Raw genomic sequence first — 13,709 nt, 5'->3', positions numbered from 1 at the left:
CCGGTTTTTACCTGCCATCGACGAGGCTTATTTTACTGTGACGGGGGGGATTAAGCTGCGCGGATGTTCACTGTACGGCACTCGTTGGGCGAGGTTAATCCGGGAACCGGGGATATTAAATAGAGGTGTTAAATAAGGGGGGGGCAGGGCGCCGGCACAGTGACACTGAGCACTGAGCACTGAGCAATGAGCGAAGCCGAAGCGCGCCCGCCTTGGCCGAGTTAAATTGCCCTTTACTCTCTGCGGCCCCATAATACGGCAGTTTTTATTTTTAAGGGTGAGTAATCCCGTGCGCTTAGACAAATTTATCTGTGAATGCACCTCGTTAACACGTTCCTTGGCTAAAAAAGCCTTACATCGTGGTGAGATCAGTTGTAATGGGGTAGTGGTGACCGATCCGGGGTTTAAAGTGACCGAGGGCATGGAGATTTGCCTTGATGGTGAGCCGATTACCTTAGTGGGCGAGCGTTATTTGATGCTCAATAAGCCCGTAGATACCATTTGTTCGACAATAGATGAAGTGTATCCCTCGGTATTGAGTCTATTGGCGATTGAAAAGCCGCAGACGTTGCACATTGCAGGGCGGTTAGATGCCGATACCACTGGACTGGTGCTGATCACGAGCGACGGGCAATGGTCCCACCGGGTCACCTCGCCTAAAAAAGACTGTGCTAAACGCTATTTAGTGCAGTTGGCTGAGCCGGTGGACAACAGCTTGATCGCCATCTTTGCCGCAGGAGTGCAATTGCGCGGGGAAGAGGGGCTCACTAAACCGGCAATATTGGAGATCCTTGAGCCGCAGCGGGTGCGTTTAACGATCACCGAGGGGAAGTATCATCAGGTAAAACGCATGTTTGCCGCTGTGGGCAATCATGTGGTTGGTTTGCATCGTGAGCAGATTGGTCAAATTGCGTTAGATCCAGCCCTTGCCCTCGGAGAGTGGCGTTACTTAACCGCCGCAGAAATCGCCTCGATTTAATGATTGTGACGGTTAAACCATGCCGCCCGCTTAGCAGTGTGCGGCATGGTTATGTAGGAATGATTGTTTATTTATGAGTGATTGTTGATGGGTGATCGCGGGCGTGCTATTGCCGCTTGAGGATAAGATCACCGCTGATGGTCGCCATTTTCACATTGGCACTGCCGGCGCCTATTTTAAAGCTAAGCTCCTCATTTGGTAAGTATTTCTGTTTTTGTGGCGCATCTTGGCTGACGCTATTTTTGATGCTGCCGCCGGGACCGCCGTTGAGATCAAAACTGGCATCGGGCAACTGGGTAAACGTGAGGGTGATATCGCCACTCACGCTTTCAAGATTGGCTTTGTTGATGCTGTTTGCCAGTGACACTTGGCTGTCGCCACTCACGCTGCGCAGGTGGATCTCCTTTGCTTGACTCCAATTAGCCGTTATTTCACCAGAGACTTGCTCCACGGTGATCTGCTGGGCGAGGGTTTGACTGTTGAGATCCCCACTCACCAGACGGTAATTGATTTCACCTTGACTTTCAGTGTCTTGTATTTCTCCTGATACGGTTTCTAATTGAATATTACCGTTTAAGCCTTGGGTTGTGATATCGCCAGAGACGGTGTGTAACGCGGGTTTGCCATTCAGGTGGCTGGCACTGATATTGCCACTGACGGTATTTAACGCGAGCTCACCTTGGAGTTGGCTAATTTGCAGGTTTGCCGAGATAGTGTCGGCGCTGAGGTTGACGGTGTGAGGCACTTTGATGGTGAGTTTTGAGCCGTCTTTGCCATTGCCGTTATACTGGCGTGGCATTTTATCTTCAATTTTTAATTGGTTACCCTGTTGCTCGAAGATAAAACCTTCACTCAATTCATCAAGGGTTCCGCTAACACTGACCTCATTTTTATCCCAGCTTTGGATCAGCACCTCACCCCGTTGCACCTTAATTTGAATGGGAGTGCCACTTTCTATGCGCAGTTGTTTGTCGACCTGTTCGGCGGCAAAGGCATGCGTCATTAGGCCTAAGGATAAAGTGGCGATGATTAGCGGGGTCTTCATCAAATGGATATTGCTCATAGCGTGCTTCCTTGTAGTGAGTGGTTCATCGGGAGTTTTTGCGCTTGCTGAAGTAGATCGAGTTCGCGTTGCTGCACCCAGAGCCAGAGTTGCCATAGTTGTTTATTGGTTGGATCGGTTTGTAATGCTTGGAAAACTTGTGTGCTTGCCAGTCTTAACTCGCTTAAGCCCTGCTCTAATCCTGTGCTAACGCTGCGGATCTGCCACACCTTAGGGGTTGATATGGGCTCAAATGCTTGCACCTGTGCTTGGTGCATCGCTGCAATCTCAAAAATAAGGCTCTGTAATGTCTGATGATGACTGGTTGTTGAGCCCTGAGCCGTTAACACGGCGGAGGGCACTGCTGGTGAAACCTGTGGTTGATAAGCCCGTTTTTCAGACTCTAACGCGGGATAGAGCGAGTCACGGTAGGGGTAACTCAAGCATAGCCCTAATAATACCATTGCCGCGATGGCCCACTGGGGTTGCCGTTTGCGCGGGGATGGTGGCGCATCAGCCTCAAGCGCCATCGGTTTATCCATTTGTCGCTCAATGCGTTGCCAAAGATCATTTTTGGGCGCGATCGCTTTGGTTGATTGGGCAATTAACTGGTTGAGTTCGTCTTCACGAGAACGCGGCGTTTGGGTCATTACAGCATCTCCTGGAGTAATTGCTTGGCTCTGTGGTATTGGGTTTTGCTGGTGCCGAGGGCAATACCGAGTAAATGGGCGATTTCTTCATGAGGGTAGCCTTCGATGGCATACAGCACGAAGACAATGCGAGCGCGCTCAGGTAGCCTCACAAGTAATTTGTCTATGCCTTGATATTCGGTATCGCTGCAGTAGGGCTCGGCTTGCTTATCCATTGGGATGAAGCGTGCCCAAAAGGACTGTTGCTTACGCATGCTGCCTAAGGCTTGATTGACACAAATGCGATGTAGCCAAGTGGAAAATTGGCTTTCGCCGCGAAATTGCGGCAATTTTTGCCATACCAGAATAAAACATTCTTGGGTGATGTCTTCGGCCAGTGTGGTTTGACCGCATAGGCGTAACGCCAGCCCATAAACCCACTGATGATGGGTTAAGTACAGTTGCTTAAATGCCTGCCGATCACCGTGTTTGGCTAACGCCACCAGATCAACGTCTGACATGGAGCATTTAAATGGGGAGAGCCCTGCTGTCACTGTACTTTCCTGTTTGATTATCAATATGAGGTTTTGATGCCACGAAGTCGCTAAAAGGTTTGTACCCACTTAAAAAATAGTTTTTTCGCTGCATTTTGGGCAATGGATGTTGGTCGTAATGTAGGAAGGTGCTCTAGGCACTATTACTGCTAAGCTTATGAACTAACATGTTTTATATCATGCAGCAGTGACCAGCCTATTGTGAAAAATGCACAATTTTGGCAGTTAATTAAAAATGGGCTGGTGAGCTACGATATTGCCGTTAAGCTTAACGCTCAATACCGAGTTAGCGCCAGCGGCAATTTTAACATTTAGCTGATAGGGACATGATAAACCCACTGCTCATGATAAACGCGCAGCTCAGGGTAAACGCACGTTAAGGGCGATGGCTAACAAGAGGCAGCAATATTCACGTTAAGGTCAGTTTGACTGCTTACTTTGCCCGCCAAATTTAAATGGATCTTGATTTCACCATCAGTAGAAGATGATCTCACTGTCACTATTACCATCACCATCACCATCACCATCACCATCACAATGCTCTCACTAAGAGTGGCTTTTTGTTGGGGCGCAACCAATAAAAAACGCACTCCAAGAGTGCGTTTTAACGAGATAAGTTTCAGCCAATTATGAGCTTTTCTCTCAACGTAACCTATTATCATCAACCACTAAAAATACGTTAGCAGTTAAATCTAGCGGTTCAATTTAGTGGCTAAACATCGCAGAGATCGATTCTTCGTTACTGACGCGACGGATCGCTTCGGCCAGTACCGCAGACATAGTCAATTGAGTTACTTTAGACACCTGAAGCATTTCAGGGCTTAAGGGTACGGTGTCGGTCACGATAACTTCATCGATCACTGAGTTGATAATATTTTGCGCAGCATTACCAGAAAACACGGGGTGGGTCGCGTAGGCAAAGACGCGGTTTGCACCGTGTTCTTTTAAGGCTTCAGCCGCTTTACACAGGGTGCCACCCGTATCGATCATGTCGTCAACGATAATGCAGTCACGGCCTTGAACATCACCAATAATGTGCATCACTTGGGCTACGTTTGCCTGTGGGCGACGTTTATCAATGATGGCCAGATCAGAATCATCGAGCAGTTTTGCGACCGCGCGAGCGCGCACAACACCGCCGATATCCGGTGAAACTACCACTGGATTATCTAACTTCTTCGCGAGCATGTCTTCGAGTAACACTGGGCTACCAAAGACGTTATCGACCGGAACATCAAAGAAACCTTGAATTTGCTCAGCGTGCAGGTCACAGGTCAACACCCGGTCAACCCCGACGCTAGACAGGAAGTCAGCGACTACTTTTGCCGTAATCGGTACACGGGCGCTACGGACGCGACGGTCTTGGCGAGCATAACCAAAGTAAGGAATAACAGCAGTGATACGACCCGCTGACGCGCGGCGTAGCGCATCAACCATCACGATCAGTTCCATTAGGTTATCGTTGGTCGGTGCACAGGTGGATTGGATGATAAAGACATCGGCTCCACGCACATTTTCGTTAATTTGGACACTGATTTCACCATCGCTGAAACGACCAACCACTGCGTCTCCGAGTTTGCAAAATAGACGATCGGCTATCTTCTTAGCGAGACTGGGGGTGGCGTTCCCAGCAAAGAGCTTGATGTCGGGCACTGTATGAACCTCAGGCGTTTGCTTTATATTATTTAGTGGCTAAGGTCACGACGATGGGAAACAGGAAAACCCGCGGCGTTATCGTAAGTGGTGACCTTAGAAGAAAGTAGTTTATGGATGATTACGTCGCGTAATGAGCGGCGAAATATTCATCCCTTTTGCAATAAATCCTTGCATATCAGACGGTAACTTCGCCAAGGCTGCAAGAGCTTGTTGCTGTTGTGGAAACTCCCCAAACACGCATGCGCCTGTTCCGGTCATTCTCGACGGCGCATATTCTAGCAGCCAGCCTAAGGCCTTGGCAACTTGAGGGTATTGAGATGCCACCAGATTTTGGCAATCATTGCCCCAAGGTTGGTTCATTAAAGAGTCGATGGCGAGCTTAGGTGTATTGCGTGGCAATAGGGGATCTTGGAATATCGCCGCGGTGGAAACATGGGCATCGGGGACTATCACTAAATACCAAGGTTCATCTGGGCTGACGGCCTGCAGACGTTCGCCTACGCCTTCGGCAAAAGCCGCGAAACCATGAATGAAAACAGGGATATCGGCCCCCAGCTTCAATCCGATGGCGGCTAATTCTTCAGGAGATAATTGGGTATTCCACAGGGCGTTTAATGCCACTAAGGTGGTTGCCGCATCGGAGGAGCCGCCGCCTAATCCTCCGCCCATTGGCAGACGTTTATCGAGCCAGATTTCCGCTCCGCCGCCAAAACCTGTCTGCTGCTGGAGTGATTTTGCGGCTCGCAGAATTAAGTTATCGCTATCGGCGACAAGATTGCCCATATTGGAATGCAGAATCAGCTCAGGGTTGGCAGTGACTTTGAAATCCAGCATGTCGCTGTAATCAATAAACTGAAATAAGGTCTGCAATTCATGGTAGCCGTCGCTACGCCGGCCATTGACATGTAAAAACAGGTTGAGTTTGGCCGGTGCGGGCCAATGACGGGAGAGGGTAGCTGACATGCTAAGATTTTTCTCCAATGATTACCGCGGGTTTGCCTAGGGCTTGCCATTGGTTGAGTTGCAGTTTCAGGTGTAAATCGCCCCGCGCGAGGGTGAATTGGCGTGGGACGTTAGCGCCACTTTGGCGTTGCCAACTTAAAAAGTTGACCTGCCAAGGTGGGGGCGTTTGCTTGTTGAGAAGCCGCTTAGGTTGTTGCAGCTCATCGCGCTCGATAATTTCATCACGTTGGCCTGCGATGCCGATAATCCATAGCGGTAACGCGTCAAGGGGAAGCGACCATCCGCTTACACGTTCGAGCAAGCGCTGGGCATTACTATCATGAAATTCTTTACCATCCAATTGCAAATGTGCTGAATTCGGGGTGGCGTTGAGGGTTAATATCGTGGTGCCCAGCATGGTCGTGAGGGTCAGTTCATCCCCTGCTTGGGTATGGCGCCAGTAGAGGTTGGCGCTCAGTTTATCTGTGCTGGTTTTGATGGCAAGCTTGCCTTGTAATTCCCAAGCCGTTGCCTGACGAGCCTCGCTCACGGTGATGGGGCTTAAGTCATTCACGTTGGGGAGCGTTTGGCAGCCAGTTAAAAACAGCAAACTACTCAAGGTGATACAAGATAAAATGGATTTTATGAAGCGTTTCAAATTATTCATCTATGCCGGGTCTATCAAAGTCCTTATGATACGAGGGCTTGGTAAGAATACCAATGCTAATCGTAAAATTTCCCGCGGCAGTCACTTAGGGGTTGTTTCGTAAAGGCAATGCTTGTTTAGCCAGATTGATAGAAAATTTAGCTAAGAAGTTAGACCTTTATTCGGTTTTGTTAAGCGTATTCTGTTTTTAGTGGCGTCAATTCAGTAGAATGCCCGACTAAAATAGACGTCAAGAATCTAGAAAGAGTCAGATGAGCCTTGTAGCAATCGGTATTAACCACAAAACAGCCACGGTAGACCTGCGTGAGAAAGTTGCCTTCTCTCCGGACAAAATTCATGACGCCATGAAGAGTCTGGCCAGTTGCACGCGCTCGGGTGAAGCCGTTATTGTCTCGACCTGTAATCGCACTGAGTTGTATTGCAACAATGGCGATGAAGCCGACATTATCGCTTGGCTTGAGGAATATCATGGCTTAGATCATAAAGATGTGGCGCCTTGCCTCTACAACTATCGCGGTCAAAGTGCGGTCAAGCATTTGATGCGCGTCGCTTCGGGGCTTGACTCGTTAATTTTGGGTGAGCCGCAAATTTTGGGGCAGGTTAAGCAAGCCTTTGCCAAAGCGAAAGAAGCGGGCACCGTTGCTTTAACCATCGATAGGCTATTTCAAAATACTTTTTCGGTCGCCAAAAAAGTGCGCACCGAAACTGACATTGGCGCCGCAGCGGTGTCGGTCGCCTTTGCCGCAGTGAGCATGGCCAAACATATCTTCTCATCACTCTCGACCACCAAAGTGCTATTGATTGGCGCCGGTGAAACCATTGAGCTGGTGGCTAAGCATCTAAAAGATAATGGCGTCGCTTCCATGGTGGTGGCAAACCGTACCTTAGAGCGCGCTCAAGGCATGTGTGAAGAATTCAATGCCACCGCCATTACGCTGGCACAGATACCAGATTTTCTCCCTAAAGCCGATATCGTGATATCCTCTACTGCCAGCCCATTGCCTATCCTAGGTAAAGGCATGGTCGAAAAAGCGCTAAAGCAGCGTCGCCATCAACCTATGTTATTGGTTGATATCGCTGTTCCCCGAGATATTGAGCCGGAAGTCGCCGATTTAGACGACGCCTATCTGTATACAGTGGACGATCTGCATAGCATTATTGAACAAAATAAGGCGTCTCGTAAGGAGGCCGCCGAGCAAGCTGAATTAATTACTGAAGAACAATCCTACCTCTTTATGGATTGGGTGCGTTCTTTAGAGTCGGTCGACAGTATTCGTGAATATCGCAATCAAAGCATGGCGATAAAAGAAGAGTTAGTAGAGCGCGCCTTGAATAAATTAGCACAAGGCGGCGATACGGAGCAGGTATTGGTCGAACTGGCCAACCGCCTGACCAACAAACTTATTCACGCACCCACTCAAGCCCTTACTGCGGCTAGCCGTCAGGGGGATTTGAATACACTCGGTCAGTTAAGAACGGCGCTCGGATTAGATAAAAACTAAGGTTAGCGAGTTAAATGAAGGAATCCGTTATCCGCAAGCTGGAAGGCTTGCTCGAGCGCAATGAAGAAGTGTTGGCCTTACTTGGTGATGCAGCCGTTATCGCCGATCAGGACAAGTTTCGCGCCTTATCCAAAGAATATGCGCAGTTAGAAGATGTGGTCACTGGCTTTAAGGCTTACCAGCAAGCGCAGGCCGATCTCCAATCTGCCAAAGAAATGTTGGAAGAAGACGACGCCGACATGCGCGAGATGGCTCAAGAAGAAATGAAAACGGCCAAAGCTGAGCTTGAGCGTCTTGAAAGTGAGCTGCAAATCCTGCTACTGCCAAAAGATCCTAACGACGATAGCAATGCCTTCATTGAAATCCGCGCCGGTGCGGGCGGTGATGAGGCAGCGATTTTCGCCGGAGATCTGTTCCGCATGTACAGCCGTTACGCTGAAGCCAATCGTTGGCAGCTTGAGATCATGAGCTGTAACGAAGGTGAACACGGCGGCTTTAAAGAAATCATCGTTAAAGTCACCGGCGAGGGTGCTTATGGCAAACTCAAGTTTGAATCCGGTGGCCACCGCGTGCAACGTGTGCCAGAAACTGAATCCCAAGGTCGAGTGCATACTTCGGCAGTGACGGTCGTGGTGATGCATGAGGTGCCAGAAGCTGAAGCGATTTCAATTAATCCGGCGGATTTAAAAGTCGATACCTTCCGCTCATCGGGCGCGGGTGGTCAGCACGTTAACAAAACCGACTCGGCGATTCGGATCACCCACATCCCAACCGGAATTGTGGTCGAATGCCAAGATCAACGCTCGCAGCACAAAAACCGTGCCCAAGCGATGAGCGTGTTAGCGGCCCGCATCCAAGCGGTTGAGGACGAAAAACGCCGTAGCGCCGAAGAGTCGACCCGTCGTAGTCTGGTTGCCAGTGGTGACCGCTCGGAACGGGTGCGTACCTATAACTTCCCTCAAGGCCGAGTGAGTGAGCACCGCATTAACTTAACCTTATATCGCTTGAACGAAGTGATGGAAGGGGATTTAGATGCGATTTTAGCCCCCTTGATGCAAGAGCATCAGGCCGATTTGTTGGCGGCATTGGCCGACGAGCAGGGTTAATGTTATCTCAACCACTCGCATTGCCGGAGCAGCTGGCTCTGGCTGAGCCGGCCACCATTGCCACAGCCTTGCAATGGGCGTGTTTACTGTTAGCGCCCACCTCTGACTCCGCTCAGCTGGATGCTGAGGTGTTGCTGCTGCACTGCATTAAAAAACGCCGAGCCTTTTTATACACTTGGCCCGAAAAGCCCCTTACCCCTGAGCAGGTAAAATCCTTTGAGGCGTTGGTGCAAAAGCGCCACAAAGGCCTGCCGGTGGCGCATATTGTGGGGGAGCGGGAATTTTGGTCCTTGCCTTTTATGGTCAATGACACCACGTTGATCCCGCGTCCGGATACCGAAATCTTGGTTGAAACCGCGCTGAGTTTACCCTTATCGACCTATGCCAAAGTGCTGGATTTAGGCACAGGTACCGGGGCGATTGCACTGGCGCTGGCGTCTGAAAGGGAGTCGTGGGAGATCACCGCCGTCGATAAGGTCGATGATGCGGTAGCGCTTGCCATTGCCAACCGTGAAAACCTAAAGCTGACGCAGGTGAACATCCTGCAAAGTGACTGGTTTAGCGCCGTCAAGGCGCGGGATTTTGACTTAATCGTCTCCAATCCGCCCTATATTGACGAGACGGATGAGCATCTGCACCAAGGTGATGTGCGCTTTGAGCCTCAAAGTGCCCTAACCGCCGCCGAGGAAGGTTTTGCCGATCTGTACTATATTGCCAAAACTGCCCGGGATTACCTTAAACCCAATGGCTATATTTTGCTGGAGCATGGCTTTGAGCAGGCGGTGAAACTGAGGGCCAAGCTGGTTGAGTTGGGTTACGAAAATGTCGCCACCGTGCGGGATTTTGGCAGTAACGATAGATGCACTCTGGGCAAATGGGCGGAGTAATGTGCGCTAACGTTCTTAGATGTTGGGGATTCGACGTTAGCGTGATTAAACGTTGCACTTGTCCGGGATTTGGTATCCACCGGGCTTTGGGTCACTGAGCTTCTGTTAGCAGGGCTTTTGTTATCAGAGCTAGGGCTACCTCCTTTTTTACTCAATTCCGTTTTGACTTAACTCCTTTTTGGCTCAACTCCGCTTTGATTTAATTCCATTTTAAATTAACCCCGCTTTGGCTTAAGCGGGGTTAATTTATTCTGCGCCATTGTTCCCGATGAATGGCGTTTTTACTCTGCTCGGACAGAATGCTGTCTTTCCTTCCCCCGAGCTTTTTGGCTCTGGAAAATAATTCAACCACAGCTACTTGAAAAATAACTATATAGTTGGCACGTTGAGCGGCGTTTGATATCGCGTATCACCAGAAAAATCTGGTATATGGCGGCCTGACCATCCCTGTGTGATTCATGTTATCAGCCCTATGTAAAGCCTATCGCAAAACCTGCTAATTAGCGCGCCAGGCAAGGCGTCGTCCAAGATGGACTCACTTGTCAATATTATGGTGTAACAGCTTTGATTTTAACTAAATGTAATGCGTTTTTACTCACCCACATGTGCAGCTTTGAAATGGTCGGAGTCCTTATGCGCAGAGTGAGCTTTTCTTTGGTGAGTTGGCTTGGGCCTGCCAGTCCGTTTTTATTTGTGTGGGTGTTCAACACGGTGGATGCGATGTTGCTGACCTGGTGCGCGGCGCTGCGAAAGGACGCTGCCTATACCTTATTAAATGGCTTTTGGATTGTGATTGGGATTATCGGGATTGCACGTGCCGGAGGGGCGGTGCACTAATGCTTTTGTGAATGATTGTTGTGAGGCATGCCTATGTGAAGCATGTCGTTGCGAGCAATTTGGGCAGGGAAGCCTGCCCAAATAGACCGTTAGCAACTGCCGACGGTGTTAACGATAAAAGGCTTCAACAGCGCCTTTGATGGTCAACAGCAACGGTTGGCCGCGACGATCTAAGGATTTTGAAGGCACTTTTACCCAACCTTCACTGATGCAATATTCTTCAACATCAAAACGTTCTTTGCCGTTGACGCGAATGCCAATATCGTGCTCGAAAATGGCGGCGATATGGTATTTGCTGCGAGGGTTGACCGACAGGCGATCGGGTAATGCGGGTAGTGCTGTTGTGTCATTCATGGTGATGATCTGTCATTGTTTATAGTGAAAATGCGGGGGCTATTGTAGGCAATAGTGGCGGGATGCTCAAGCGCTTAAGGCTTAGCCTCGGATCTAGAGCCCGCCAGCTCGCAGGCGGTATTTTGCCTCGGCTGAGCGCCCTGAGGGGAGGTTTGCATAATTAATCCAAGACTAATGACTGAAAAACACCGATAATTCACTCCTCTTTCCCATGACTTGGCGCCGCTTGGTCTATGGGCCGCACTGACTCGCATATTGAGTGGAAATCATATCCAATGGAAATCAAAGTTAATTTTCTCGACAATCTTAGACTTGAAGCCAAGTTTGATGATTTTACTGTGACCGCCGATCAGCCCATCCGCTACAAAGGTGATGGCTCTGCCCCTAGTCCCTTTGATTATTTTTTAGCCTCTTCCGCTTTGTGCGCGGCCTATTTTATTAAGGTGTATTGCCAAGCCCGTGATATTCCAACGGACAATATTCGTTTATCCCAAAATAATATTGTTGATCCAGAGGATCGCTATCGGCAGATTTTCCAGATCGATGTTGAGTTGCCAGAGGATATCAGTGATAAAGACCGCGAAGGCATTTTGCGCTCCATCGATCGTTGTACCGTAAAAAAAGTGGTGCAGACGGGCCCGGAATTTAAAGTCAATACCGTGGCTAATCTCGATGCGGATGCCAATGCCATGTTAATCGGCTCGGGCGATAGCAGCGCGAGCACCTATATTTTGGGTAAAGATTTGCCGCTTGAACAAACTATCGCCAATATGACGGCGATGCTGGCCAAGCTTGGAATGAAGATTGAAATCTCTTCATGGCGCAATATTGTGCCGAATGTCTGGTCGCTGCATATTCGCGACGCCGCCTCGCCTATGTGTTTCACTAACGGTAAAGGGGCGACGAAAGAGAGCGCGCTGTGTTCTGCCCTCGGTGAATTTATTGAGCGGTTGAATAATAACTTTTTCTATAATGATCAATTTTTTGGTACCGAGATCGCCCATAGCGACTTTGTGCATTATCCCAATGAAAAATGGTTCGCGTTAACCGCGGATGACGCCTTGCCTGCGGGCATTTTAGATGACTATTGCCTAGAAATTTATAACCCCGACGGTGAGCTTTGTGGCTCGCACTTGATTGATACCAACTCAGGCAATGTTAAGCGCGGGATTTGCGCGATTCCCTATCGGCGTAAGTCCGATGGCGCGACGGTGTATTTCCCATCGAATTTAATCGAAAACCTGTTTTTAAGTAACGGTATGAGCGCGGGCAATAACCTTAATGAAGCCCATGTGCAGTGCCTTTCTGAAATTTTTGAGCGCGCGGTTAAACGCCAAATTATTGAACAGGAAATGGTATTACCCGATGTTCCGATGGCGGTGCTCGAGAAGTATCCGCGCATTCTGGCGGGTATCAAAGGCTTAGAGGAGCAAGGCTTCCCCGTCTTAGTGAAGGATGCTTCCCTTGGTGGGCAGTTCCCGGTGATGTGCGTTACCTTGATGAATCCTAAAACCGGCGGGGTGTTTGCCTCCTTTGGCGCGCACCCAAGCTTGGAGGTGGCCCTTGAGCGCAGCCTGACTGAATTGTTGCAAGGGCGCAGTTTTGAGGGGCTTAACGATGTCCCTAAACCGACGTTTAACAGCATGGCGGTAACGGAGCCGGAAAACTTTGTTGAGCATTTTATTGACTCTACCGGGGTGATCTCTTGGCGTTTCTTTAGTGCCAAGGCGGATTTCCCTTTTTGTGAGTGGGACTTTTCCGGCAGCAATGAAGAGGAAGCCGAGCGGCTATTTGCGATCCTCGAAGATTTAGGTAAAGAAGTCTATGTCGCTGAATTAACTGACTTAGGCGCCAGCGCTTGCCGTATCCTCGTGCCTGATTATTCTGAGATTTATCCGGTGGACGATCTCATTTGGGATAACACCAATAAAGCGTTAGCCTATCGCGAAGATATTTTAAATCTGCATGCCTTAAGTACTAAACAACTCACGAGTCTAGTCAATCGCTTAGAAGAAAGTCAGCTCGATAATTACACGGATATTCGCACCCTCATTGGCATCGTATTTGATGAAAATAGCGTGTGGGGCAAGCTGACGATTATCGAGCTTAAGATTTTGATTTATCTTGCGCTCGGTGAGCACGAAGAGGCGCTGGAGCTGGTGGGTGAGTTCCTGCAATTTAACGACAATACGGTGAAGCGGAATCTGTTTTATCAGGCGATGAGCGCCGTGCTTGAGGTGACCTTAGACGAAGACTTGGCGCTTGAGGACTTTCTTCCTGCCTTTAGCCGAATGTTTGGTGAAGAGGTGATGGCTGAGGTGGTCGGTTCGGTGACGGGTAAGGTGCGTTTTAGCGGTTTGACTAAAACCAGCATGCAGCTCGAAGGCATTGAGCCGCACTTACGATTGATTGAAAGCTATAAAAAGTTGCATCAGGCGCGGGCGAAAGCGATGAGCTAAGCGTGTGAGATCGCGGCAGGCGCTCAGGGATTGCTGATGCTCGCGGTGAGCGTCGTGAGCGGCCTGCCACGCTCTCGGCGGCCGTTAAGGCTCTC

At 49.4% G+C, this 13,709-nt stretch carries 13 protein-coding genes; 6 read left to right on the top strand and 7 right to left on the bottom strand.

Translation table 11 applies throughout. The annotated features are described in order from the left end of the window. The first annotated feature begins 226 nt into the window (after positions 1–226). A complete protein-coding gene (gene rsuA / locus ACRCZA_RS03080; RefSeq protein WP_438673015.1) occupies positions 227–979 on the top strand; it encodes a 16S rRNA pseudouridine(516) synthase RsuA in 753 nt (250 codons plus the stop codon). A 106-nt stretch (positions 980–1,085) separates the two neighbouring features. On the opposite strand, the gene ACRCZA_RS03075 is transcribed toward rsuA, so the two are convergent. The 6 genes from ACRCZA_RS03075 to lolB all read right to left on the bottom strand — a co-directional run bounded on the left by ACRCZA_RS03075 (position 1,086) and on the right by lolB (position 6,469). Then, entirely contained in the window at positions 1,086–2,042 is a 957-nt protein-coding gene (locus ACRCZA_RS03075) for a DUF4097 family beta strand repeat-containing protein (protein ID WP_438673014.1), read from the bottom strand. Beyond that, positions 2,039–2,671, bottom strand: a complete 633-nt coding sequence (locus ACRCZA_RS03070; RefSeq protein WP_438673013.1) for an anti-sigma factor — start codon at positions 2,669–2,671, stop codon at positions 2,039–2,041. Before ACRCZA_RS03070 ends, ACRCZA_RS03075 begins: the two co-directional genes overlap by 4 nt. Next, positions 2,671–3,204: an RNA polymerase sigma factor gene (locus ACRCZA_RS03065; RefSeq protein WP_438673012.1), complete on the bottom strand. Its 534-nt coding sequence runs from the start codon at positions 3,202–3,204 to the stop codon at positions 2,671–2,673. The genes ACRCZA_RS03070 and ACRCZA_RS03065 overlap by 1 nt, the downstream gene beginning before the upstream one ends. 705 nt (positions 3,205–3,909) lie before the next feature. Continuing rightward, positions 3,910–4,857, bottom strand: a complete 948-nt coding sequence (locus ACRCZA_RS03060) for a ribose-phosphate pyrophosphokinase (RefSeq protein WP_438673011.1) — start codon at positions 4,855–4,857, stop codon at positions 3,910–3,912. Positions 4,858–4,968: 111 nt separating this feature from the next. After that, on the bottom strand, positions 4,969–5,823 hold the full coding sequence (gene ispE, locus ACRCZA_RS03055; RefSeq protein WP_438673010.1) for a 4-(cytidine 5'-diphospho)-2-C-methyl-D-erythritol kinase: 855 nt from the start codon (positions 5,821–5,823) through the stop codon (positions 4,969–4,971). Between the two features lies 1 nt (position 5,824). Continuing rightward, complete coding sequence (gene lolB, locus ACRCZA_RS03050) at positions 5,825–6,469, bottom strand: lipoprotein insertase outer membrane protein LolB (RefSeq protein WP_438673009.1); 645 nt, start codon at positions 6,467–6,469, stop codon at positions 5,825–5,827. Positions 6,470–6,720: 251 nt separating this feature from the next. Between lolB and hemA the strand changes: the two genes are divergently transcribed. From hemA to ACRCZA_RS03030, 4 genes are all read left to right on the top strand, one after another. After that, complete coding sequence (gene hemA / locus ACRCZA_RS03045) at positions 6,721–7,971, top strand: glutamyl-tRNA reductase (RefSeq protein WP_438673008.1); 1,251 nt, start codon at positions 6,721–6,723, stop codon at positions 7,969–7,971. 14 nt (positions 7,972–7,985) lie between these two features. Further along, on the top strand, positions 7,986–9,077 hold the full coding sequence (gene prfA / locus ACRCZA_RS03040; protein WP_438673007.1) for a peptide chain release factor 1: 1,092 nt from the start codon (positions 7,986–7,988) through the stop codon (positions 9,075–9,077). Then, on the top strand, positions 9,077–9,964 hold the full coding sequence (gene prmC / locus ACRCZA_RS03035) for a peptide chain release factor N(5)-glutamine methyltransferase (protein WP_438673006.1): 888 nt from the start codon (positions 9,077–9,079) through the stop codon (positions 9,962–9,964). Before prfA ends, prmC begins: the two co-directional genes overlap by 1 nt. A 633-nt stretch (positions 9,965–10,597) precedes the next feature. Next, complete coding sequence (locus ACRCZA_RS03030; RefSeq protein WP_438673005.1) at positions 10,598–10,801, top strand: hypothetical protein; 204 nt, start codon at positions 10,598–10,600, stop codon at positions 10,799–10,801. Between the two features lie 108 nt (positions 10,802–10,909). On the opposite strand, the gene ACRCZA_RS03025 is transcribed toward ACRCZA_RS03030, so the two are convergent. Continuing rightward, positions 10,910–11,155 carry a DUF3297 family protein gene (locus tag ACRCZA_RS03025; protein ID WP_438673004.1) on the bottom strand — a complete coding sequence of 82 codons (246 nt, stop codon included), beginning with the start codon at positions 11,153–11,155 and terminating at the stop codon, positions 10,910–10,912. A gap of 275 nt (positions 11,156–11,430) precedes the next feature. Here ACRCZA_RS03025 and ACRCZA_RS03020 point away from each other — a divergent pair, with 275 nt between their 5' ends. Beyond that, entirely contained in the window at positions 11,431–13,614 is a 2,184-nt protein-coding gene (locus tag ACRCZA_RS03020; protein ID WP_438673003.1) for an OsmC domain/YcaO domain-containing protein, read from the top strand. Positions 13,615–13,709 lie beyond the last annotated feature (95 nt).

The organism is Shewanella sp. (assembly GCF_051658185.1).
In the GTDB taxonomy this organism is placed as follows: domain Bacteria; phylum Pseudomonadota; class Gammaproteobacteria; order Enterobacterales; family Shewanellaceae; genus Shewanella.
The sequence above is the reverse complement of the archived record's forward strand: the minus strand, read 5'-3'. Positions and strand labels throughout refer to the sequence as shown.